This window comes from Maribacter hydrothermalis (assembly GCF_001913155.1).
GTDB lineage: Bacteria > Bacteroidota > Bacteroidia > Flavobacteriales > Flavobacteriaceae > Maribacter > Maribacter hydrothermalis.
The window spans coordinates 2,620,793-2,646,307 of record NZ_CP018760.1 but is presented as its reverse complement, the minus strand read 5'-3'; the positions used below and the strand labels follow the sequence as shown (position 1 = coordinate 2,646,307).

Annotated in this window: 22 protein-coding genes; 1 reads left to right on the top strand and 21 read right to left on the bottom strand. The window is 34.4% G+C overall.

Annotated features, from left to right (window positions below; translation table 11 throughout):
• Positions 1-150: 150 nt before the first annotated feature.
• Positions 151-840, top strand: coding sequence for a hypothetical protein (locus tag BTR34_RS11210; RefSeq protein ID WP_068481600.1), 690 nt, complete (start codon positions 151-153; stop codon positions 838-840).
• 14 nt (positions 841-854) lie between these two features.
• Here the strand turns inward: BTR34_RS11210 and tsaB are convergent, their stop codons facing one another.
• From tsaB to sov, 21 genes are all read right to left on the bottom strand, one after another.
• Positions 855-1,529, bottom strand: a complete 675-nt coding sequence (gene tsaB / locus BTR34_RS11205; RefSeq protein ID WP_068481597.1) for a tRNA (adenosine(37)-N6)-threonylcarbamoyltransferase complex dimerization subunit type 1 TsaB — start codon at positions 1,527-1,529, stop codon at positions 855-857.
• A gap of 83 nt (positions 1,530-1,612) precedes the next feature.
• Positions 1,613-2,971 (bottom strand): TolC family protein, encoded by a 1,359-nt coding sequence (locus tag BTR34_RS11200; RefSeq protein WP_068481595.1) that lies wholly within the window; start codon positions 2,969-2,971, stop codon positions 1,613-1,615.
• Between the two features lie 36 nt (positions 2,972-3,007).
• Complete coding sequence (locus tag BTR34_RS11195; RefSeq protein WP_068481593.1) at positions 3,008-4,156, bottom strand: efflux RND transporter periplasmic adaptor subunit; 1,149 nt, start codon at positions 4,154-4,156, stop codon at positions 3,008-3,010.
• A 43-nt stretch (positions 4,157-4,199) separates the two neighbouring features.
• Positions 4,200-5,462, bottom strand: a complete 1,263-nt coding sequence (locus BTR34_RS11190; RefSeq protein WP_068481591.1) for an ABC transporter permease — start codon at positions 5,460-5,462, stop codon at positions 4,200-4,202.
• Position 5,463: 1 nt separating this feature from the next.
• Positions 5,464-6,693 carry an ABC transporter permease gene (locus tag BTR34_RS11185; protein ID WP_068481589.1) on the bottom strand — a complete coding sequence of 410 codons (1,230 nt, stop codon included), beginning with the start codon at positions 6,691-6,693 and terminating at the stop codon, positions 5,464-5,466.
• Positions 6,686-7,387 carry an ABC transporter ATP-binding protein gene (locus BTR34_RS11180; RefSeq protein ID WP_068481586.1) on the bottom strand — a complete coding sequence of 234 codons (702 nt, stop codon included), beginning with the start codon at positions 7,385-7,387 and terminating at the stop codon, positions 6,686-6,688. Before BTR34_RS11180 ends, BTR34_RS11185 begins: the two co-directional genes overlap by 8 nt.
• Positions 7,388-7,480: 93 nt before the next feature.
• A complete protein-coding gene (locus BTR34_RS11175) occupies positions 7,481-8,596 on the bottom strand; it encodes an efflux RND transporter periplasmic adaptor subunit (RefSeq protein WP_068481583.1) in 1,116 nt (371 codons plus the stop codon).
• 34 nt (positions 8,597-8,630) lie between these two features.
• Positions 8,631-9,887 (bottom strand): ABC transporter permease, encoded by a 1,257-nt coding sequence (locus BTR34_RS11170; RefSeq protein ID WP_068481580.1) that lies wholly within the window; start codon positions 9,885-9,887, stop codon positions 8,631-8,633.
• 69 nt (positions 9,888-9,956) lie between these two features.
• Positions 9,957-11,204, bottom strand: coding sequence for an ABC transporter permease (locus tag BTR34_RS11165; RefSeq protein WP_068481577.1), 1,248 nt, complete (start codon positions 11,202-11,204; stop codon positions 9,957-9,959).
• Between the two features lie 110 nt (positions 11,205-11,314).
• Entirely contained in the window at positions 11,315-11,533 is a 219-nt protein-coding gene (locus BTR34_RS11160; protein WP_068481574.1) for a hypothetical protein, read from the bottom strand.
• Positions 11,523-12,056 (bottom strand): DUF420 domain-containing protein, encoded by a 534-nt coding sequence (locus tag BTR34_RS11155; RefSeq protein WP_068481571.1) that lies wholly within the window; start codon positions 12,054-12,056, stop codon positions 11,523-11,525. The genes BTR34_RS11160 and BTR34_RS11155 overlap by 11 nt, the downstream gene beginning before the upstream one ends.
• A 10-nt stretch (positions 12,057-12,066) precedes the next feature.
• Entirely contained in the window at positions 12,067-12,792 is a 726-nt protein-coding gene (locus BTR34_RS11150; protein WP_068481568.1) for an SCO family protein, read from the bottom strand.
• The gene (locus tag BTR34_RS11145) at positions 12,792-13,421 is read right to left on the bottom strand and encodes a hypothetical protein (RefSeq protein ID WP_068481879.1); all 630 of its coding nucleotides are present in this window, start codon (positions 13,419-13,421) and stop codon (positions 12,792-12,794) included. The genes BTR34_RS11150 and BTR34_RS11145 overlap by 1 nt, the downstream gene beginning before the upstream one ends.
• 124 nt (positions 13,422-13,545) lie before the next feature.
• Positions 13,546-13,929 carry a cytochrome C oxidase subunit IV family protein gene (locus tag BTR34_RS11140; RefSeq protein WP_068481565.1) on the bottom strand — a complete coding sequence of 128 codons (384 nt, stop codon included), beginning with the start codon at positions 13,927-13,929 and terminating at the stop codon, positions 13,546-13,548.
• Between the two features lie 53 nt (positions 13,930-13,982).
• Positions 13,983-14,957, bottom strand: coding sequence for a cytochrome c oxidase subunit 3 (locus BTR34_RS11135; RefSeq protein ID WP_068481563.1), 975 nt, complete (start codon positions 14,955-14,957; stop codon positions 13,983-13,985).
• A gap of 96 nt (positions 14,958-15,053) precedes the next feature.
• Positions 15,054-15,635, bottom strand: a complete 582-nt coding sequence (locus tag BTR34_RS11130) for a cytochrome c oxidase subunit 3 (protein WP_068481560.1) — start codon at positions 15,633-15,635, stop codon at positions 15,054-15,056.
• A 1-nt stretch (position 15,636) separates the two neighbouring features.
• Entirely contained in the window at positions 15,637-16,539 is a 903-nt protein-coding gene (cyoE, locus tag BTR34_RS11125) for a heme o synthase (RefSeq protein ID WP_068481557.1), read from the bottom strand.
• Positions 16,540-16,705: 166 nt separating this feature from the next.
• Positions 16,706-17,410, bottom strand: coding sequence for an energy transducer TonB (locus BTR34_RS11120; RefSeq protein ID WP_068481554.1), 705 nt, complete (start codon positions 17,408-17,410; stop codon positions 16,706-16,708).
• Between the two features lie 62 nt (positions 17,411-17,472).
• A complete protein-coding gene (locus tag BTR34_RS19280; protein WP_068481551.1) occupies positions 17,473-17,820 on the bottom strand; it encodes a VanZ family protein in 348 nt (115 codons plus the stop codon).
• A 37-nt stretch (positions 17,821-17,857) separates the two neighbouring features.
• Positions 17,858-18,238 (bottom strand): glycine cleavage system protein GcvH, encoded by a 381-nt coding sequence (gcvH, locus tag BTR34_RS11110; protein WP_068481547.1) that lies wholly within the window; start codon positions 18,236-18,238, stop codon positions 17,858-17,860.
• Between the two features lie 129 nt (positions 18,239-18,367).
• On the bottom strand, positions 18,368-25,474 hold the full coding sequence (sov, locus tag BTR34_RS11105; RefSeq protein ID WP_197496121.1) for a T9SS outer membrane translocon Sov/SprA: 7,107 nt from the start codon (positions 25,472-25,474) through the stop codon (positions 18,368-18,370).
• Positions 25,475-25,515: the final 41 nt, after the last annotated feature.

Below are 25,515 nucleotides of genomic sequence, written 5' to 3'. Positions count from 1 at the left end.
TGTAATAAATTGATAATCAGAATATTTTTTATTAATTTAAGTAAGCAACCTAGCGCTAAGCCCACGAGGAATTGAATTGAAAATTTAATTAAGATTTCGACGCAAGCGTGGGAACATGTAAATCTCGCTTATCGAGTAAAATTTCAACTTATGAAGAATCTTATATTAGTACTATTCTTACTGACTTATACCGCATATTCTCAAACTGTGCAAGGTATTGGTAGCAGCAGTGGGGTAATTACGCCGGCGCAAGCAGGTATATCTTTCAGGGAAGTAGACATCGAAGGTTCTCCTTATGTCGATGAAATATTTAAAAAAGGGCAGACCATAATAAACGATAAAAATGTAAGTGATGTCTTAATGAGATATGATGCTTACCATGATGTTATTGAAATATTGAATGAAAATAATAACGTGCGAACTTTATTAAGACGAAATAACATAGTAGCTGTAATTGACAACATAACTTATATGGTAAGGGAATATGAATTTGCAGGTAGTGTTAAAGAAGGCTATTTTAATCCTTTAAATGAAGGCTATACACGACTTTTAGTAAAACCTAAGAAAAAATTTGTTCAAGCAGAAAACCCCGAGAACGGTTATGATACATTTAGTCCTGCCCAGTATCTGGATATTTCCACGTATTATATGCAAAACGGTGATAAACCTGCTACGGAAATAAAATTGACCAAGAAAAAAGTTTTAGGCTTTTTGTCAAATCATTCTAAACTTTTAAATAAATATATAAAAGATAATGATTTGAATATGCGCTCTAAACACGACATCATTAAGCTGGTTGAATATTATAACACCTTAAATAAAGATGAAGGCATGTTATAAATCATAATAGAATTTTATTTCTTTTTTGTCTGTAAAACAAAATCTTTCAAATAATACGGTTCAAAATAAGCGACATCTTCAAAATCTTTTTGCTGGTACTTGCTCCATGCAATTGGTACCATTTCTTTTGCAGAGGGTACTATTTCACAATGATATGTTATGGCTTCCAAAGGGAACAATTCTCTAATTTTCTCAGCTCCACTGCCTAAAAAATGAACATGTTTTGAGTTGATAAACTCTTTAAAAGAATTCTCATCTATTAGCTCAGCTTTCGTTTCTCTAATTTCTTTAAGATTTTCATCAAATACAGCTGAATATACTTCCATACGTCTAGCATCTAAAACTGGAATCGACACCTCTCCCTTCTTAATTGTAACTTGTGACGCCATACTTTTCAAAGTAGATATGGATATTAAAGGAATACCTAACGCATAACACAGCCCTTTTGCAGCAGAAACGCCAATTCTAAGTCCGGTATAAGAACCTGGGCCTTTACTAACAGCTACCGCCTTTAAATCCTCTATTTTCAAAGAAGCTTCAATTAATACATCTTCAATAAAAATATGCAGCTTCTCGGCATGGGAATAGTTTGCGGAGTTCAGTTCTTTTATTGCCAAGATCTCTCCTCCTTTTGACACACAAACAGAACAATTGGTAGATGATGTTTCTAAATTTAATAGTATACCCATTTTGCAAAGGTATTACTTACTATAAAATGAAAAAGCCTGTAATCATTAAAATGTTACAGGCCTTAAACTAATTTTATTAAATATTATTCTAACGATATAGGTATACCGAAATAGAATTCCAATATTTTTAATCTAAAGATATAATCATATTTGGTACGAATTAAATCTGCTTTGGCATTATCAACTCTGGATTGTTCTTGACTAAAATCAAATGCATTCATTAAACCTACATCAAAACGTTCTTTGGAATATTGGTAAGCAAGAGTTCTTGCTTCCAATGTTTTCTCCGCAGCGTAATATGCTTTTGCAAAGGTTGTAACATCAACATACCTCTGGTTTACTGTTGTTTCCAAATCTAACTTATCTTGTTCAAATTGAAGTTTGGATTTTTCCAAGTTTATACGCGAACGGTTTACACTATTACGGGTACTCCAGCCATTAAAAATAGGGACATTTAATTGGGCTCCGTAAGAAATACCATCAAAAATCCATAGTTGATCTATGAAACCAGGGGTAAAAACCCCTCCGTTACCATCAGGTAATGGTTGCGTAGCATCTGAATATCTTGCTCCGTATTGAAAAAATCCACTTAATGTAGGAGCGTAAGCACCTTTTGCAATCTCTAAATCTTTCTCGGCCAAATCTACTGTAGACTTCGAAAACTTAATATCATTTCTAAACTCTAAGGCTTTTTCAAAAATTGTTTTAGCTGAATTATTTAAAATATCGGAAGGTGGAATTTCAAAAGATTCATTAGCGATGTCAAAATTATCATAATCCGTTATTTGCAATAATTGCGCAAGATTAATTCTTGAAATTAAAACTAAGCTTTCATTATTAACTATTTGTTGTTCTTGACCCGCAGCGGTTGCTTCAATTTGCAGTAAATCTCCTCTTGGCACAACACCAGATTCAACAAGCTCATTAGTTCTTTTTAAATCTTGTTCTGTAATTGCATATTGAGCTCTTGAAACTGCTAATGCTTCTTTATTTGATAGTATTTGAAGATAACCATTGGCTACACTTAACTTAATATCATCTTTTAAATTTTCTAACCTATATTGATTACTAATAGCATTCAATTTTGCCCTTTGTAATTGCTTAAAGGTTCTTAAGCCATTGTAAAGAGTAATATTAGAACTTATATTTCCACTAACACTTACTGTTGATTGGTTACCTGCCACAGGTTGATTGGAGGTACTAACGATTGTAAACCCCACATTTTTAGATGCCGTTGACGATGCATTTAAAGTTGGCAACATGTCACCCAAAGCATCAGACTCATCTATTTTTGCATTCTCTAAATCTAACTCAAACTGTTCAACGGTAAGGTTATTTTCAACCGCATAAGTTACACATTCTTCTAATGTCCATTTCTTTTGCTGTGCCATGGTTACTACCATGCCTAACAAAAACGTAAAGACGGTTATTTTAAATTTCATTTTTTGATTGTTTTGATTTCTATTTTGATTGACTCTTTACTCTACAGATTCTTCTTCAGCACCTTCCTCTTCTCCTTTTTTAACAGGCTCGGTTTTGTTCCATTGTTTCACCTTATCCTCTTTGGTTAAGCCAGAAATAATTTCCACATTAATTCCGTCGGAAATTCCTATTTCAATATCCTTACGTTCAAACTTTTGTTCCTCAACAGATCCAATAGCAACTTCCACATAAGGCTTATCTGTTTGTCTATCAAATTGTAACAATGCTTCAGGAATAACAAGTACACTATCTTTCTTTTCTAATACTAAAGATGCATTTGCACTATAGCCTGCTCTTATAAAAATATCATCGGTATTCTCTACATCACCTTCAATCTTAAATTGTACCGCACCAGTCTCTTCTATACCTTTTGGTGCTATAAAACGTAGTTTTGCATTCAGTTCTTTTCCTTCAACCGCGCCTAAGTTTATTTTAAGCGGTGCGCCTACTTTTAATTTTCCTACTTCGCCCTCATCAACTTTTCCTTCAAATATCATTTTACTCAAATCCGCAATTGTAGCAATTGTAGTACCATCGTTAAAATTATTACTTTGAATAACTTGATCACCTTCTTCTACAGGAATTTCAAGAATAGTACCATTAACGGTAGCACGTATATTTGTATTGGCGCTAGAAGAACCACCTGTTGATCCTACTCTAATTATCTGATAATCTGCTTGTGCATTTTGCAGTTCTTGTTGAGCTTGATCATATCGCAACTTTAAATCATTGAAATTTTGACTAGAAATAACCCCTTTGTCAAAAAGGGTTTTATTTCTATCATATTCAATTTTAATATTACTTAAAGAAATATTAGCACTATTTACTCTACCCTTTGCTTGGTTTAAAGATTGCTCATTTGGAACAACTTTTATTACAGCTATTAAATCCCCTGCTTTAACTTCTACGCCTTCTTCCAAGTAAACTTTTTCAATAATTCCTGAAATTTGCGGTTTAATCTCAATTTCATCTTCTGGTATTAACTTACCAGTTGCGACTGTTTTCTTCTCAATACTTGAAATAAAGGGACTAGAAGTCTCATAGGTAATTGATGATTTACTGTTGCTTTTGATAAAAAATACTGCAGCCCACAAAGCCCCAAGAACTACTAGGCCTATTAATGTATATTTTACAAATTTGTTCATTTTAATAGTTGTTTATCGTTTAATATTTGGTTATTATTCTTACTTATTCTTCTCTTAAAGCTTCTATAGGTCGTATGCTGACTGCTCTTTGTGCAGGGATTAATCCAATTAGCGTTCCTAATACAACCATAATTATTAATGCTCCAATAACATAAGGTATTGGAACTGTTGGGTTGGTGTACGGAAAATCTATATCCTTAGTAAACGAATTTATGAGCGCCAAAACTCCAGCGCCTAATATGATACCTAAAATACCGGCAATAAGCGTTAAAAAAACTGACTCCATTACAATTTGATTTCTAACTTCGGCCGGAGTTGCCCCTAAAGCTCTTCTTACCCCTAATTCCTTGGTACGCTCTTTTACTGAAATAAGTAAAATATTACCAATACCAATAACGCCGGCCAATATTGTAGCAATACCTACTACTAGTGACATAAATGTTAGTCCGTCCGCAAAACCCATAGTTTTAGAAAATGCTTCTCCTAAATTAAACGAACCAAATGCACGCTCGTCCTTAGGGTCAACCCTATGAATATTCCTAAGCAAAGTTTTAATATCTTTTTCAACCTGTACAACATCTACATCATCATAAGCGGCAATACACATATAACCAATATTATCACCAGAATTATACAATTTTTGATAGGTTGTAAAAGGTATAAACATAGCGGTATCAGAATCAAAACTTACACCTTGCGCAAGTTTATGAACCCCAATTACTTGAAAATAAACGCTACCAACTCTAATCCAAGTACCAACTGGGTCTTCATCTTTATTATAAAGTTCTTGCTCTACACGTTCGCCAATAACAATTACTTTTCTAGCTTGGTCAATATCTTCTTGGTTAATAAAACGCCCTCCATCATAAATTTTCTTGGTAGATATTTTAGTGTAAATAGGATAATCTCCATTTAATATATAGTTACCAAATTTTTGTCCACGAACGGTATAAACAGGTTCAGAACCAAAATCTCCTTGAGTAATTCTTGGTGCTATATATTGAACTTCTGGTATTCTATTTTGAATGGTCTTAACATCTTCTAATTTTAATTGAAGCGGTCTACCTGTTTTAAATCCGTCATAAGGCATGCTAGTACTTTGGGCCCAAACGAACATGCTATTTATTGCTACAGTTTTAAAAACCTTATCAAAACCATTATCCAAACCTTTAGCAGCACCAGATAGCGCTATATATATAAATATTCCCCAAAGAACACCTATAATGGTAATGATTGTTCTAGTTCTATTCTTACTGATGGAACCAAAAATCTCTTGCCATGTATTTCTATCAAATAAAAATCCCATATTATTCGTCTCTTAGTGCTACAATAGGTTTAATACGTGCGGCTCTCTTCGCCGGAATATATCCTGCAACGCCGCCAAAAATAATTAGTACAACAGTTGCAAAAATTGCTACTGGCATATCTATATAAGGGTTAGTAATAAAGAAATCTTCTAGAGTTTTATCTAGGGAGCTTAAAATTGCAATCCCAATCAACATTCCTAAAATACCCGATATTGTAGTAATAAATATAGATTCTAGAAGTATGGTCCCAATTACAGATTTGGGAGTAGCCCCGAGCGCCTTTCTTATTCCTAATTCCTTGGTTCTTTCTTTAACCACAAAAACCATAATATTACTTATCCCAATAATTCCCGCAATAATTGTCCCAAAAGCTACAAAAGAAACGATCAATTGTAGAACCCTTGCCAATTGCTGTGTCTGTTTTAAACCCTCTGCAACGTTTCGTATATATATACCATTTTGGTCGTTAGGGTTTATATACTTTTTCTCTTTAAAAAAAGTAGAAAGACTTTTTTCTAAAGCGATTGCGCCGGTATACCCTAATTCTGGTTTAAATGCCACAATTATTTGGTCTACCTTATCCGTATTTTTTTCTATTAACTGTAAGGTTGTATAAGGCACATAAATTCTCCTCTCTTCATCATCACCTCCATCATCTTGGTAAACTCCTACAACTTTAAATACACTACCACCAACATCTATGTAATTACCAATTGCATCTTCCTGACCAAATAAATCCCTTTCCACCAACCTACCTATTACAGCGGTTTTGGTTTTCTTAAGAATATCTAATTTGTCTAGATACCTACCTTTCATTATAATGGTTTTCTCAGCAAATTGATGTGAAGGGGCAACCCCTCTAGTAGAATAATTATTAGATTCGTTCTTATACTTTGTTAAGTAAGACCTACTAATTCTTGGGGTAACATATTCTAAAAATAAAGGAAAATCTTTTTCAATATCAGCTAAATCAGATTTATCGAATTCTATTTGCCGACCAGATTTATAGCCTTTATATGGCTTTGTAGTTTGCCCAGGAAAAAAAGTGATAATATTTTGAGCATCATCTTCAAAAAATAATTGAAATGTGTTTATTAGGCCATTACCAAAACCAAATAAAACGACAAAAATTAAAATTCCCAAAGCCACAGTAAACCCAGATAAAAAAGTTCTAAGCTTATTTTTCTGTATGGTTTGAAATATTTCTCTCCAATTATCTCTACTAAACATATTGCGAAGCCCTTACTTGTTCAATTTTCTTGTCCTCCAATATAATGCCATCTTTTAAATGCACTATTCGTTTGCACATATCTGCAATATCCGGCTCATGGGTAACTATTAATATCGTATTCCCTTGGTCATTAATCTTTTGAATAAGATCCATAACCTCGTAAGAAGTTTTACTATCTAAAGCACCCGTTGGCTCATCTGCTAAAAGCACCTTTGGTTCTGCTGCCATAGCCCTTGCAATGGCTACACGTTGTTTTTGCCCCCCAGAAAGCTCACTTGGCAAATGATTGGCCCACTCTTTCAACCCTACTTGAGTTAAATATTTTAAAGCTTTTTCTTGACGTTCTTTTCTTGCTACTTTCTGATAGTATAAGGGCAACGCAACATTTTCTGCCGCACTTTTATAATTTATTAAATTAAAAGACTGGAAAATGAACCCTAAAAATTTATTACGGTATTGTGCTGCCTTAGTTTCATTTAAGTTCTTAATAGCAACTCCGTCTAAAGTGTAAGTTCCTTCATCTAATTCATCTAACATACCTAGAATATTCAATAAAGTGGATTTCCCAGAACCGGAAGAACCCATGATAGCTACCAATTCACCTTCTTCCACATTAAAATTTATTCCTTTAAGTACGTGAAGTGAATTTTTGCCCATTTTATAGGACTTGTGAAGATCTTTAATTTGAATCATGTTGGTTGTTATTTAGAACAATCTTTTGCACTGTCTATGGATTAGACTAACTAGTGGTTAAATTGTTACATCTATTTATAAATTTTTTATTAATTAATTTTCCGCCAATTCATCTGGCTTAACCTCATTCCAAACTTTTATTTTGTCACCTTCCTGAATTCCAGAATTTACTTGAACGAAAATGCCATCACTTATACCTAGTTCTATATCTCTTCTTTCAAACTGTTGTTCACCTTTTTGTATTTCTACAAAAGGTTTTTTAGTTTTATCATCGAACTGTATTAATGCTTCCTTTACTGCCAAAACACTGTCTGCCCTCGCTAATATTATAGATGCATTGGCACTTAAACCTGCTCTTATAAATACGGTATCTTGTTTCTTAAGCGTTCCTTTAATTTCGAATTGTATTGCCCCATTTTCTTCATTTCCTTTTGGCGCTATATAATCTAAAACTGCATCAAAAACTTTATTTTCAATTGCCCCAATCGTAATCTCCAATGGCAGATTTTCTTTTATTTTACCAACTTCGGACTCATCAACTTTGCCTTCAAATATCATTTTATCGACATCAGCTATAGCGGCAATTGTTGTTCCTTCATTGAAGTTGTTACTTTCAATTACTTGATTACCCACCTCTACCGGAACTTCTAAAACCATACCACTAACAGTTGCCCTAATTTGGGTATTTGCGGCATTACCATAGCCAGAGGTAGTTCCTGTCTTAACAATATCGTACCTTTTATTAGCTGCTGCGTACGATTGTTTTGACTGGTCATAGGTAAATTGAGCACGTTCTAAATCCACTTTCGAAATAACCCCTTTATCAAACAATCCTTTCTGACGTCCAAGATTTCTTAATTGGTCATCTAAATTAATTTTAGCTTCGTCAATAGTATTTCTAGCATCGTTTAAAGCACTTAAATTAGGAACTACTTTTAAAGTACATAATAAATCCCCAGATTTAACGTAATCACCACCTTCGACAAAAATTTCTTCTATTACTCCAGATATATTCGGTTTTATCAAAACTTCTTCTAAAGGTAAAATACTACCAGTCGCCATAGTTTTTTTAATAATGGTCTGTTTGGTTGGTTCTTCTGTTAAATACACTACAGGGTCTTGTGCATTTTTTTGATATAAATAATACATAGATCCACCGAACGCTAAAACTATAATTAGAAGGATAACAATTGTGGTTGACTTTTTCATTTTTTTGATTGATTATATTTTCTTAGTGATAATTTTATTCTGTTCTCAACGCTTCAATTGGTCTTATTTTAATAGCACTTTGGGCAGGTATGAAGCCAGCTAATAATCCTGAGAATATTAAAATGACCAAAGCACTAACAACCACACCTAAACTTACACTTGGATTAACAAACATATCCACCGGCCCTATGGAGTCTAGCACAGCATTAACGCCATATATAAAAGCCGCCCCGAAAATAATACCCACCATACCAGATATAATGGTAAGAAATATAGATTCCATTAAAATTTGTTTCTTTATAGACCAAGGCGCTTCTCCTAAAGCTCGTCTAATTCCTATTTCTTTAGTTCTTTCTTTTATGACAATGAGCATAATATTACTTACTCCTATTATACCTGATAATAGCACCAACACCCCCACAAAATAAGCTACCCATCTTAAGGCACCAAACAAGCTCTCCACTCTATTAAATTGCTCATACAAATCAAAATAACCTACAGCACGTTTATCATCTGGATGTATTTTTCTATTTTCCTTTACCACTCCCACAATTTTCTCTTTTAAGTTAGATATTGAACTGCCGTCATTTGCGGTAATTGCCATCCAACCCACATCATTGCCCATATTAAATGCTTGTGAAAAAGCGGTAAACGGAACAAATATTTCCTTTTGCCCTTCTTCACCTCCACCGTCACTTTTCTTTTGATAGGTACCAACCACCATAAAATTTACGCCTTGTATCTTTATATATGTACCTAATACTTTTTCACCCATATCGTAAAGTTCGTTTCGCACTCCCTCACCTATTACTGCAATTTTTCTTTTATCCTCAATATCATTCTGATTAAGAAACCTACCCGAAGTAATAGTCATGGGTTCTTGTCTAATAATTTGAGGGTAGTCCCCATATACATTAAAGGCACCTGTTTTTAGACCTCGAACAACGTTATTACTGCCCCTAAAACCTCCTAACTGATTCCTAGGAGAGATAAATCTTAGATTTGGTACATTGTCGTTAATTGCTTGTACATCTTCTAACTTAAAACTAAAACGCCTTCCTTTTGGCAAACCTTTATAAGGCATTGTTGTATTTCTTGACCACATAAACATGGTGTTGGTGGCAATATCACCAAAATCTGCCCTAATGCCATTTTCCATTCCCTTACCCGCAGCAAGTAGGATTATTAAAATAAAAATTCCCCAGCCAACACCAAATGACGTAGCGAGCGTTCTAAACACATTGCTAGATAACACTTCTATGATTTCTTTCCAACGGTCTTTGCTGAACATGGTTACCTCTTGTTAATTACTTAATTAATGTAATGGCCATCAATTATTGTATCACTTTTAAATTCTTGATTACTCATCCCTTAGTGCTTCAATGACATGAATTTTTGCCGCTCTCCAGGCAGGGAAAAACCCAGCAACTGCTCCTGCGAAAATTAGCACAAATACTGTCGTCAATGCCACATTAAAATTCACTGACGGATTTAGTACATAATCTACCTCCACATGTGGACCAACTAACTCTAACAGCCCCATACTTACTATGAGGCCACTAAAACCAGCGATGGCAGTTATGAAAATTGCCTCATGCAATATCATACCTACTATAGACCAGGGTTTAGCCCCTAATGCTTTTCTTATACCTATTTCACGGGTTCTTTCTTTAACAACTATCAACATAATATTACTAACACCAACTATCCCAGCGATAATGGTACACACACCAACAAACCAAAAGAAAAATTTTATACCACCCATAAGCGAATAAAATCGTTTAGCTTCTTCCATGGGGTTGTATACCTGTATGGCACTAGTGTCTTCTGGAGAAATCGTATGTGCTTTTTGTAAATAAGATTTAATATCGTTCTTAAACTTAATTGATTGGGCTACTGCCATATCAAAGTCTTCCACTGGTGGTAATGTATAAGATAAATTACTAAGATGGTCTGAACCATTAAAAACTTGCTGTGCAGTACTAACGGGTATATAAATCCTATCTTCTTCTCGTTCCCCGCCAATATCACCATATACCCCAACAATTTTAAATGATATACCAGATATATCTAAAAACTCCCCAATGGGGCTCTCAAGCTCTTGAAAGACTTCCCTATTTATTTTATTACTGATGATAGCAACTTTTGCCTTAGCATCTTCATCTTGTTGATTTAGGAATCTACCTAGTGTAATAAATTCATTCTCTATAAATTGAAACTGCGAGGACACACCCTGTACATTATATGCTAACGACTCATTACCGTAATTAACAAATGTATTTCTAACAAATAATCTAGGAGATTTATTTTCTATTTGATCTTCAAATAAGGTAGCTACAAAATCATAGTTTTCATTTCGTAATTGAATTGGTCTACCTGGGTTCATACCCTTATATTCTATAGTAGTAACGCCGGGCCATACCCAAACACTTGTAGCAGCATCTTGCTCAAACTCCTTGGCAATACCATTTTGCATGCCTTGCCCAAATCCCAATAAAATAACTAAAATGAAAATACCTGAAGCAACGGAAAGACCCGTTAAAAAAGTGCGCAATTTATTTTTGCGAATAGTATCGAAAATTTCTTGCCAACGTTCTAGATCGAACATAAGATTGATTGATTGGTTTGATTGATGAATGCAATACAAGTATTACACAATTATAAGACTAACCAAACCCAAGAATGTTACACTATTCTTATAAAAATTAAAAAAAATAATTAAGCACGCATTTTTCGGTATATAAAATAGAATAAACCTGCTACTAAAATATATGGGACAGCCATTAAATAAACGATACCATTATTAATACCTTCAGCGGCTTTACCAGAGGATTCACTTTCTAAAACTGCTCTACACATAGCACATTGCGCATCAACATTTATTGGAGCCAACAGTAGTAACACTATTGCAAATAAAAATACACGTTTAGTAAACATAATAAGGAGATATCATTAAATAGACTACAACACCGGTAACGGCAACATATAACCATACAGGAAATGTATATTTGGCTAAAGCTCTGTGATCTTCGAATTTTTTTAAATATGCCATAGCATACGTTCTTAATACTAAAGGTATTAATGCGATTGAAAGTATGATATGAGTTATTAATATAAAATAATATACATAACGTATTACACCCTCACCTCCGTAAGAAGTAGAATCTGAAGTCATATGATACGCAATATACATTATCAAAAAAAGCAAAGACAGAACAATATTGGTAGTCATTAATTGCTGATGAAGTTTCTCTTTGCCTTGTTTAATAGCCCAAACTGCAACTAATAACAATAGTGCTGTAACACCATTAATCGTAGCATAAATTGGGGGTAAAAACGACAAGGGTTCTACATTTGGTAATTTGACTCCAAAAAGAACAGCCACAACTATTGGAATTACAATAGAAACAACCAGTATTAATCTATTAAATTTACGTTCGTCTGTTGGGTTCCTCTGCATAAGTAAATTTTTATTCTTTCAATAATTTTTGAATATCGGCTTTTAAAATACCTATCTCTTCCGTTTCGCCATGATCATTCTCACCGTCTTTCTCTAAAATTGCTCCCCTGTAATAAACTATTGGATTTCCGAATTCATCTTTTCTAGATCTTAGATACCCTTCTTTATCTACTAAAGCAAACAATCCAGAGTGTTCAAAACCACCAGGGACTTCAGGCATTTCAGCTGCAAAAATATTAAAGCCTGCATTTGCCAAATCATATACCCCTTCTTTATCTCCCGTAAATAAATTCCAATTGCTACCTTGAATTTTATACTTTTTTACATATTCTCTTAATACTTGGGGAGTATCAAAATCTGGAGTAATACTAAAGGAAGCAATACCAAAATCCTTATTATTCTTAAATTTCTTTTGAATATCAACAAGGTTCGTTGTCATTACCGGACAGATACTTGGACATCTCGTAAAAAAGAAATCTACTACATATACTTTTCCTAAATAATCTTTATCGCTTATTAGAATACTATCTTGATTAATAAATTCAAAAGAGGGTACTTTTCTCTTCTTTCCATCTAGCAAAATATACCCTAACTCACCAGTTTTATTACCTACATTATGACGATCTTTATCTACAATGGTATCCCGAGATACCCGGTCAACTATACTCGGAATAACCAGTATACCGAAAATTAAAACTATTAAAGAAACCCAGATGTACGTATACCTTTTATTCATTATTTGGATCTATCAGCATTATTCTTTTTTAAGGCCAAACGATATTCAGCCAAAACTATTTTAACATCATCTATCATCTTATTATTCAAATCGGCAACAGAATTTGAATTAAAACCATATTTAGTACCTTCATCTTCATCATCAGTTCTTCCTCGAAGGCTCAAATCCTTATCTATAATAAAAACATATGAAGTTCCCTGATTTTCGTCTAATTGAATATCTGTATTTAAACTAGTAAATAGCGCATTTATATCTGCCGGAGTTAAAAAGACAAAATACCACTTATCAACCTCAGACAAAGAAGAAAGTTCCTTTTTAATTTCTTTAATTTCCTCTTCGGTACCAATAGGCACGACCATTACAAATTGAAAATCCGTAAACTCACTAAAGCGCTTATAGATTTTCTGATTTAGATTAAAAGCATTACCTTTTCTCGTTTCCACATTTGAACCCAAAAAGCCTAACACCGTAATTTTATTTTTGAATTTAATATCCGAAGATAAATTTAACTCAGTAACATTTTTAGTCAGCTCTGCTAATTTTCCAAAATTGTTAACTCCAGATGCAAAAAATAAATAGACAACTATCGGCAGCACAAATAAGACAACAAGAACGAAGGTTTTTTTCATAATTATAAAAGGCATTTTATTAGACACCTTAAATTTAACTAGCTTTAAAAAGCAATTAAATACGAACAATACAAAAATAAAAAAGACGGTTATAAAACCGTCTTTTAATTCTGTTAATTCTAGTTTAGAAGTTCCAACTTACAAAGCCATCTTTATATATTTCATAAATATAATCAGCCTCCACTAAAAGTATAAAAACTAAATACAACACCAAAAATACGGGTGTCCAAACGATAGCTCTTCTTAAGGATGATTTCTCATCACGTAAATGCATAAAATCCCAAGCAATATAATATGCTTTTACCAAAGTAAGAATTATGAATATCCAGTTTATTGACTTCATGCCCAACACATAAGTGTCAGTTAAAGACTCTGGCTTAATAATCCCTAATACCACCTCAACAGCAGTAATTAAGGTTAAAAACGCTAATACCCCCCAAATTTTCTGTGTATTAGATTTGAACTTAACAAGTCCTCTGAAAATTTCTAATTTATGTTCGTGTGCCATGTTGGTTTAATCTATAAAAAATTTACTGAAATACTGTTTGTTATTAATTAAAGTTAAACTAGGTAGAAGAAAGTGAATACGAATACCCAAACCAAATCTACAAAGTGCCAGTACAATCCAATTTTTTCAACCATTTCATAATGTCCTCTTCGCTCATATGTACCGAGAATAACATTAAAAAATATAATAATATTAATAATCACACCAGAAAAAACGTGGAAACCGTGGAATCCTGTTATAAAGAAGAAGAAATCAGCAAACAATCTACTTCCGTACTCATTATGAATTAGGTTGGCACCTTCAACCACCTGCGTAGCATCTGCTAATTTTGCTAAAGTAGCTTGTCTATCTAAAATTGTTTTTTCACCTTCTTCATTAATTAGCTCTGTTCTAATTAAAATATTTGGATCTGCCTTCACACCTTCGATTACCTCGTTTAAAGTAACACTTGTTAAAGCGGGTTCATTAAAAAACCAAAGACCATTCTTTCTTTCATGAACAACTCTTTCCCCTGGTAAGGATACTGCAAAATCGGCTAAGGATGCCCTTTCACCACTATCTGCCTTTACAAACTGTAATATTCTTCCTCCTTTAGTCTCTAAGGCACCATGGTCACCTTTAATAAAGGTGCCCCACTCCCATGCTTGTGAGCCTACGAAAATAGCGCCTCCAATAATAGTTGCGAACATATACCATATAACTGCATTCCTTTTCATCTTATGGCCAGCATCCACAGCTAGTACCATAGTTACCGATGACATAATTAGAATAAAAGTCATAAATGCAACATAGATCATGGGGTAATTACCATGAAAAAATGGAACGTGTGTAAAAACCTCATCGGCAATTGGCCACGTTTCTATAAATTTAAATCTTGAAAAGCCGTATGCTGCTAAAAATCCTGAGAAAGTTAACGCATCCGACACAAGGAAAAACCACATCATTAATTTGCCGTAGCTTGCTCCTAAGGGTTGATTGCCTCCACCCCACACGCTTGTTTCTGTTCCCGTTGTCACCGTAGAATCCATATACTAATTATCGTTTTAATAAAACTTTAGCAAATTTACATTTTTTTGAACTATATAAAAGCGCAATTTGAGTCAAAACTTATTTTGAATCACTTTTTATTTCACAAAGGTCATAAATATCACCAAATAGACCCATAACAAATCCAGAAAATGCCAAAATGTTGCCCCTAATGTAACGCCCAAGTAATCTTCTGTATTGTATTTTCCTTTACTTTGATTATACATAACCACTAAAAGGGAAATCATCCCTGCAAATACGTGTACAATATGCACCATTGCAATCAGAAAAACATAAGACATTTTTATACTACTAGTTGGTCCAGTAAAATAATAGCCTTCTGCAACCATTTGAGAGAAACCATAAAATTGTAATGCTACAAAAATAATTCCTAATGCCAAAGTTATCCACAACCAAAGCATGCCTTTTTTAGCCTCTCCGCTTTTAATTGCATTTTTGGCCAAGATGTAGCAAAAACTACTTGCAATGATAACAATGGTACTAAATAAAAATGATTGCGGCAACGACACTTCACTTGCCCAGTCTTCCCTTGAACTACTTACGATATATGCACTTGTCCACCCAGCAAAGCCCATTAACAAGCTCACTATACCAAACCATAGCATCATTTTTTTTGCTCTGGCACTTTTTTCTTTGTCCGTTCCTTGCGTTAAATCCATATTAACTTAAAAATTTATCTATTACGTAAACAATCTGCATAAGGGTTATATAACTAACACTTGCCAGCATTAATTTTCTTGCGGAAGCGTTGTCTCTATTTGAATACAATTTAAATGCAAAACCTAACATTACTGCTCCCATTAAAAAAACAAGTACACCAGCAGGTACCGAAAGTTGCAATCTGCCTGTTATGCCAAAAGTAGGTATTACCGAAACAACCATCATCCAAATGGTATACATTATTATTTGTAATACTGTAGCCCCATCCTTCTTTCCGGTAGGTAGCATTTTAAAACCTCCGCTTTTATAATCGTCATCTAACATCCATCCTAAAGCCCAAAAATGAGGAAACTGCCAAAAAAATTGAATCATAAATAATGTTCCTGGTTCTATACCAAAATCATTAGTAGCCGCAACCCAACCCAACATAAAAGGAATTGCTCCAGGAATGGCACCTACAAACACCGCCAAAGGGGTTATTGTTTTTAACGGGGTATAAACACTAGTATAAAGAAATATTGAAATTGCCCCAAACATGGCTGTTTTAGGATTTAATAAATAAAGAGCCAGTACCCCTAATAATGTTAAAACAATAGCAACTGTCATGGCCAATTTAACAGACATTCTACCTGCAGGAATTGGTCTATTTTTAGTTCGCTTCATTAAAGCATCTAAATCTTTTTCAATTACCTGATTATAAGCATTACTAGCTCCAACCATACAATAACCACCAAAAGCTAATAGCAATACATGTGTCCATTGAATTTCATAAGCTCCTAAAAAGTAACCTGCGATAGATGAAAAAACGACGCTAATGGCCAATCTAGCTTTAGTAATCTCCTTAAAATCTGCAAAAATTAATGCAAGCGCACTACTTTTTGTCGAATCAATGGCCGTTTTCATATTTCTTTTAATAGATCTGCAAAGATAACCTCGCAGTCATATTTCTGCAACCTTAAATGGTTTTTTAATTAAGACTAAAAAAGCCGACTATTTTACACTGGAAATGAAATAAAAAAATCCCGAGCACAATGCTCGGGATTTTTTTAATATAACAAAGTATTAAATACTATTGTAATTTAAAGTTAATTGGAATACTAAAAGGAACACGTACCGCTCTACCTCTTTGTTTACCAGGAGTCATTTTAGGTAACTTCCCTATAATTCTTGCAGCTTCCGCCTCCAAATTTTTATCTGGACCTCTCATTCTTATATTGCCAATGCTACCATCTTTTTGGATTACGAACATAACACTTACCCTACCTTGAACACCCATTTCCTGAGCAATTTCTGGATAACGGAAGTTTTTACCAATATGCTTCTGAATCATAGTATTAAAGCACGCTCTTTTATCACTTTCGTTTTCACAGCCAGGAAAAACTGGTACATCTTCAATTACGGCAAAAGGAACATCAATATCTTCCTCAACTTCTTCAACAGCAATATCCTCAACTTCAACGATTTCTTCTTCTTGACTTGTTTCGGTAGATTCAATTACAGTTTCTTCAACCTCTTCTTCATCTTCTACAACCTCAATTATTTCAGGTGCAGCTGGCGGCGGTGGAGGTGGTGGTGTTTTTATCTGTTCGGTCATTGGAACCTCTTCATCCAAAAGGTCATCGACATTCATAGAAATGTCATAATCGTTTACTTCGTCATACGTTTTCCACTCAAATGCAAAATACGTAATTGCCATTACTGCAAACAATCCAACAACAAAATAAAGACTACTGTTCTTTGTTAAATCCGCCTTAGGATTCTTTTTAGGTTCCATATATATTCAATTTAGTGATTGCTAATTTAACTAAATATTCTATAAAAATGCAATTTATATTTTCATTTTAACGACCGATTCCGAAAAAACCAAAATCTTATAAGCAACATTCCTATAATTGCTCCGGTAAAATTGGCTAACGCATCTAAAAAATCGCCATGCCTATTAACCGTAGCTACACCTTGTATAACCTCAATTATTATGCCATACATTATTGAAAATAAAACAATGTACTTCAACCACTTAAGGGAGCTATCTATATGTTCTTTATTCCTTACTAACGCCATAAAACCTAGTATAACCATTACCATATAAAATGTAAAATGCACCGCTTTATCCAAATGTGGAATATTGAAACGAGAATTGTCTACCCCCGAAAAAGAAAATAAGCTGAAAAATGTTACAAACATCATCCAGCTTATGAAAAGTACTTTATAACTAAGGTTTTTAACCACCAATTATCTCTTTATATGCAGCATCGCTTAACAAATCATCCAATTCACTTGCTTCGCTAAATTTAATTTTCACCATCCAACCTTCTCCATAAGGGTCTGTATTTACTTTTTCCGGCTCATCTTCTAAGGCCTCATTGAACGCTATGATTTCCCCTGATAATGGAGAAAACAAATCAGAAACTGTTTTAACAGCCTCTACCGTACCAAAAATAGCTTCGCGATCTAATGTCTCGTCTAAAGTGTCTACTTCAACATAAACAATATCGCCCAATTCACCTTGCGCAAAATCCGTAATACCAACGGTTGCAATATCACCGTCAATTTTTACCCACTCATGGTCTTTAGTATATTTTAATTCAGCTGGAATATTCATTATAGTATTTTATTATTTTTTACTTCGGCAAATGTATAGTTTTCCAAGTAGCTTATCAAAAAAAATAATATTGATACGGATTTGAAAAATATATCTCCATTAAACTATTACAGTTTATTATGGATAATTTTAATTTCCGAAATTATAACGTATTGTAAATCCAGTATTAATAGTGGTTTGAGGAAATGCGGTAGACACTGCAAACTTTGAAAAAGAGTGATCATAGAAGAACAAAGCATTTAAATTCTTGCTTAACGCATAATCTGCCGTAAACTTAAGGGACATTAAATTTTGACCAGATGTTATTTGATTATTGTCAATATCTAAATTTCTAATAATGGTAATGTTATCGCGCAGCGTAACGTCGGCCTTTAAGTTTAAATCTCCTTTTAACCTTGTCTTGTTTCCGCCAATATTGGTGACAAACTTTACATCTTTAAAACGGTATCCCAAACCAACCGTATATTCTTTACCGTTAATTTCCGTCATTAAGTTATTATCAAAACTTAGCGACATTGCTCTATCCGTTCTCACCTCGGCTAAAACACTAACGGAGTTTTGCATTTCAAAATCTACTCTTACTAGTGGGTTAAATTGATCCGTAAGTACCACATTGTTCAAAATTAAGTCTGACAACAAATCGCCGTTCTCTGCATCTACTTGAGGCAGGCCATCTTTACGTAATTGCACTTTTTCAAGGTTTGTTTGGTACGAGTTAATACTATAAGCTGAACGATATCCATGACTTAAAGAGAAACGTTTAAATTGTTTTTTAAACCATTTACTCTTCATTAAACCGGTATATTTTATACTCCAGTTTGGAATAGGAATATCCCTAAAAGTATCTAAGTTTACACGACCTGCGTCTTGACCAGTATATGCCGCAAAGAATGCAGGAAGCAAGACCTCTTGTTGTGTTTTACCATATAATTGCGGAAAACCATCATCATCTAAAGTACCCGCAGCTTGCCCTCTATCAGCAACCAAACGGTTTGCAATGGTAATTCTATTTTCTTTAAACTGATTAAACGTATCAGAATCGAACTCATCACTCTTGCCAAAAGCAGTACCGATCATCATGGTAGAAATACTAAAACTACCATAATTGTTCCCTAATTGCACATTATATTCTTGATCAATAACACTAAAATTTTCTTGATAACTATCTGAATATTGTCTGTCCGCAACCAGGTCAATAGTAATATCCTTTGTTGGTTGTGCCGTAGCCGTAATATTCAATTGTTTATTTGTTCTTTGGATGAATTGCTCATTAAATTCCGGGAAATTTGTTAACCAGCCATTCCTAGCCGCTTCGAAACGAACATCAGATTGACTACCAAAAACGAACCCAATAGTTGGCCTAGCCGTGCCTATAAACCCAACCGATTGTGTGTACCCGGGCAGTACCGTACCATTGTTTTCGCTATAGTTAAAATTTAATCTTTTAACCATAGTAACTATGTCTACTACGGTATTAAACATATCACTTGTCTTACCCTTAATTTTCTCTATATCTTCAGCAGGCACACCGGCTTTATCCCTTCTAATAGGTCCAGCATTTGTTGCTTTTGGCGCGTCTCGTTTTTTAAGACCTAGCATATCATAGAACTTTTGCAAGGTCAATGATGAGGTAATGGTGTGGGTATTCGCATTTTGTACCGTATTTACATCACTACCTACAACGGCAAGAATAGCATCACCTCCTCTTTGCCAATCAAAATTACTGGTGTAGGTATATTGTGTACTAATAAAATCTAGAGCAGGTATTTTAGAAAAAGGAACCTCGTAGTTCAATTGCATTTGTTGCGAATGCCTATTAGGCTCACCAATATCAAAGAAACCATCCCAAAGGCCTAATGCGTTATTAATTCTGTCTGCAGATTCTAAGGGCTCGTCTTCATTAAGGTAATTACGAACAATATTGTTGTTCGATGCCGTAAGATTTAAACGTAACGACTTTGTTAAATTATAATTTATAGCATACTGCCAGTTAAACAAATAATTACGCTGCTGTAATTCTGGCAATTGAATTCTATCTTCATTTTCTTGATACACATCTCTAAATCGTTGTGCATTAAATTGCCTATTAATATTAGAATTCACCCCAATTGTAGTTGGCAATAAATTTAAGTTTAAATCTTTTAACCATTTCCAATATTTACCTGTAAACAGTGAATCTTTTTTAGCAAAAGGGGCAACTTCCAAAGGCTCAAAACTGTGATTATAGACAAAACCTGTATTTACACTTTGATCTCTTAATTGCGCAATTTCAAAGTCGCGATGATCAGTTTCATTATAGCTATAATTAAACGTAAAGTTTTCTATATCGTAAAAATTAGCATCGGCATCTTCCCCACGATCTTTACGAACACCAATTAAATTAATACTGGTTCTTTTGGTATAATCTTCTGCTTGTTCCAGAACATCATCTTTACCCTCTTGTGTAGTTTCTGCAGCTATCCTGTCCTCTAATTTTAAATCATCATAAACAGGATCAAACTCTGGCGTAATTACCTGTTCAGATATTCCATAATTGAAAGGCAATTGAATTCCCCATTTCTTAGGAAGTAACTGACCTACATTAACATTCGTAACCACATCATAAGAAATAGCATCTTCACGAGCACGTTCATTAGGCATTTGATCAATAGAACCAAAACCAGAGGTACTCTTGCTACCTGTGGCACTCACATTGGCGAAATCGGCAATATTGGCGTCAATTGCAGCAATGGCCGCCCAACCACCGTTATTATCTAAACCTGCAAGGCGTAGTTCATTGAACCAAACCTCACCTCTAGCCGGTAAAATATCTTGGTTTTTAATACCTACCATAACCGTACGTATACTACCTAAGGACGGGTTACCTTTTATACCAATACGTACTCGACCAGGTGTACGGACATCAAATTCATTTACTGGAATAACCTCACCGTTCTCTACCTCAAAAAATCGTATTTCACTTAAATCACCATCCGCAATCCACAAGGATTTTACCTTATTTAAATCGCTAAGTTCAATATTCAATTCATTAGCTTCTGGCCAAATTTCACTATCAGAAACTGCAGTAAATGTTGTAAATTCTAACGGAAGTTCTATTTGATAAAAGTTTTGAGAGAAATCTGTTCCCATTCTCAAAAATCCAACTAAAGGTGTTGACGTATCTGCATAATCGCTATCAACAATTTTTTCTGCATGCATGAACATTTTCAACTTCTTATATTGACGAATATCAATATTTAGGTTTTTGAATACTCCTCGAGAATCACGAGGTTCTAAATCTTCAACCAATAAAGAAAGAGATTGTTCATTTTGCCGAATAATAGTGTTGTTATTATTTAATTGCTCTCTAATAACCCCAGGAGGCAATACGTATGGAATAGGAGTTCTGTTGCTATTTTCTTCAATATTAACTGTATTGACATCTAAGGTTGTACCGTCGTCCGATGGATCTGCATCTATGTCTTTATCTTGTAATGTTTTTGTATACGTACGCCAATCGCCACGCACTAAATCTAATGTAGCAAAACGAAGTACTGTAGGACTCGTAAACCCGGTCATATACATACGCATAAAACTAATAGACCTAAAATCCGTGATACCACCAACAGCATTACTAAAATCACTTAATGGAATTTTATATTGAATCCAGCGGTAATTTACTTCATCGCCGTTAGGTATTCTAGTCCCACTGGCTACATCCTCACGAATATCAGTTACATATTTATCGTTTATAGACGTATTTGGCTTAATCTCAATTCTATATTCATAATAACTATTAACCGTATTCATGGTTAGATCACGATCAATATCCTCAACATCTGGTAATGTTGTTGAACCTCTATTAGTATTAGAAACGGCTACCGGAGAATTCCCTTGTGGGCTATTGAAATCAATATATCTTTCTAAGATGCTTCCTTCTTTATTTAAGTAATACGTGTAGTTGTCCAAGGCAGGGTCATCACCAGTATTGTTTGTAAATACCGCACCTTCGTTTTCATCTCCTAATCCATCAAATCCAATATCCTGCAAACCTCTATTCGTTTCATTAGCATCAAACGCATACACCAACGATTGCGTTGCAGGCACTTCTCCCCAAGAGGTAGGTGCCACAAAATCATTACTATCCACCCCTGGTAATCCGTTCTCGTATTGTTTTTTACCATCACGCAGAATATCTTCAGAAATATTACCAAGGTTAAGAACCAATTCTCCCGCACTTGTAGCAATACCATCAACATAAGGGTCCATGACCCAAAATTGAATAAACTCTACATTACTTTGTTCAAAATCGGTGCTGCTTAACGAACGCATCATTCCACCCCACTTATCAGTTGGCAGTTCAGTTTCAAAACTAGGATTGTTATTGTACGGACCTTTTGTTGCAGGATAATACACCATATCCAATGTACCTTGAACCTGTGTTTGCCCTTGAGCAACATCAGTCTGCGGAAATACTTCATCAATAAAAATTCTACGTGTAGGATTTATGGAAAGATCATCATCACTTATACCTGCAGGTCTTTGGTTGGTATAAAAAATAGGATCTATAGTATACCAAGACAGTTTTGCCCTACCATGACCATTTAATAAGTTATCTGGATCTTCTGGTGAGCTACCATAAAGTTGATTGCCCCCAATACCAAATTCAAGGGGCATACTTGCTAAGGACCATCCTAACGATGCTCTGATATCTATTAATGCCTGTGCACCTTCAAAATCATCTAAATAGGTAGTTGTTTCACCATCAAAATCTGCATTTTTCGGAGAATTGGGTTTTAACATGGCCATCTCTGCCCGTATAGAAACATTCGATGGAACATCCGTATCAATATTTGGCAGCTTGTTGACCATACGTGTAAGCCACGGCACCTCTGTAGAAAAATTACCGTTTAGACCAAATATAGTATTGTTAACCGGTTCAACCCCATAATTAGATTTTTGAGTTAACGGGCGTTCATTTAAATTCAGCAATGTACCCCCAAGCATAAAATTTTCACTGATTTGATGCTCAACGTTAACACCTGTAAAGCGACGCGTTTGTTGTCCAAATACCGCGTTATTCTCAACAGAAATATTGATTGGCACATTTGAAGCCTCTAAGCTAGGATCTAATATCTGAACCGTACCAGCCTGATAATTTACCGTATAATCAATACCTTCTTGTAATTGACGCCCACCAGCGGTAACCCGAACAGAACCTCTAGGAACATTAAACGCACCTATTGGAATACCGTTACTACCTTCCGATTTATAGTTACCTTTTAATATAAATTTATTCTTTTCTGGATCTTGTAATGCAGCCGCTTTTGTCAACTCGTACATATCCCTAAATACATACTGTTCTTGGTTTGCATTATATGCCGACGTATTATTATACTGCCCACTATTACCGTTTTCTAATTCTTCGAATAAAAACTGACCAAACGGTTCTACTTTAGTAAAAATAATTCTGCCGCCTTGCACATCTATCGTCTGTCCGGGCACAAAATCGAAAAATCCGTCTCCACCAGGTTGTATATCATTGTAGACATTTAAACGATCTAAATTAAAAACGTTTAACAGTATACGCTCCTCTAACCCTTCTGGCCAACCAGTACCAGGACCTTCTTCTATAGGAGTAATATAATTTCTAGGTGTTGGGTCAGAATATAAAATATTCAATTTAAAATCGTCTTGACTTAAACGGAATGCACCTGTAGCATAAATATTCTTCATCATTAAATCCCAAATAGGATCATTGATGTTGGTGATATTACTTTTTAATAATTTAAGTATAAGTGTATTGTTTTCAATAATAGGATTTGCACCTTGTGAGATAGTTGTAGCCTCTAGACCACCATTAGCAAACTCACCAACCTGAAAAACTTCCCCTTGAAAAGTATATTGAAACGCAACACCTAAAACTTCATCATTACTTAATCTTTGATTTAAAGAGATATAGCCTAATTGAGTATTATATTCAAAATCTCTACCTTGTTCCAACTTTCTCGCATTCTCTAACAGTGCATAATCAAAACCTTGATTAGGATTATATCCCCCAGAAAAACTACCTCCATTAAATCCACTCTCGACAGTTGCAATTTCTCTAATATTATCATTTAATGCCCCACCATTCCCTATTAAAGAAGGGTCATAATCATTGGCTTTGTTTCTAGGTCTTAAATCGGTTGGACCATTAAAAAACCCAGCGCTATTTCCGTTATTTTGACCAACCCTAGTTTTATCTCTATTAGGTTCACCCAAATCTTGAATTGCGACAACATTACGAACATTTAAGGTCTGTTGACTTCTGTTGGTAACCCAGACTTCTATTCTCGTTATTTGAACTTGACTCTGTACATACGGGTATGTAGACAATGCTCTATCATAGTTATCCCTAAAATACTGCGCTAAAAAGAAGTGTCTGTTCTCATCATAATCTAAAGCAGTTAAAGAAAATTCATTTAATGTTCCACCACCTTGTGCAACCACAGTATTATTTTGAGAACGTTGTTCAGAAAACACCGCAGTAACGGAAGTTTTACCAAATTGTAATTTAGTCTTTACACCAAATAAACTCTGGGCTCCTGTAATTAAAGAACTGTTTAATGGCATGTTAACATTACCAACTTCTATAGACTGTATAATATCATCTTCTGTAGGTGTATAGTCTAGCTTTACAATATTCTGAAAATCGAAAGTGGCTTCTGTATCATAATTTGCAGTAACCTGTAAACGCTCCCCAATTTTACCTAACATACTAAGACTAATGCGCTGATCAAAATCGAAAGAAAGGTTAGTTCTATTACGCGGTGAAAGTGAAGGATTATCATTTTTTTGCCAAATAACCCCTAAGTCCATTGCCACAGAACCTTGCGGAATAATTTCTATTGAATTACCTCCAAAAATTGAAGTGAAAAAATTATTGTTTACATAAAAATTTGGAAGTAAGTTTTTACGAGCCTCTTCGCTTCCTTCTTTTTTACCAGAATATGCGTCGGATTTTTCCTTGAAGTACGATTTAATTCCTTCCTTTTCAATAAGTTTAAAGTATTGATCCGGAGTAAGAATAATAGGGTATCCTATATTAAAATCACCAACACTCTCATTATAAATATAACGATCTAATTTAGGATCATAGATATACTTAGATACAATACTATCTGGATTTTCAAGTAGAATACGACCTAGGTCGAATCCTGTTTTTACAGAATCGATTTCTTGTTCCTCCGTTTCTTGCGCTACGACCAAAGTCATAGTCCCAAAAAACAAGCAGAAAAGAAAGATATACTTAAAAA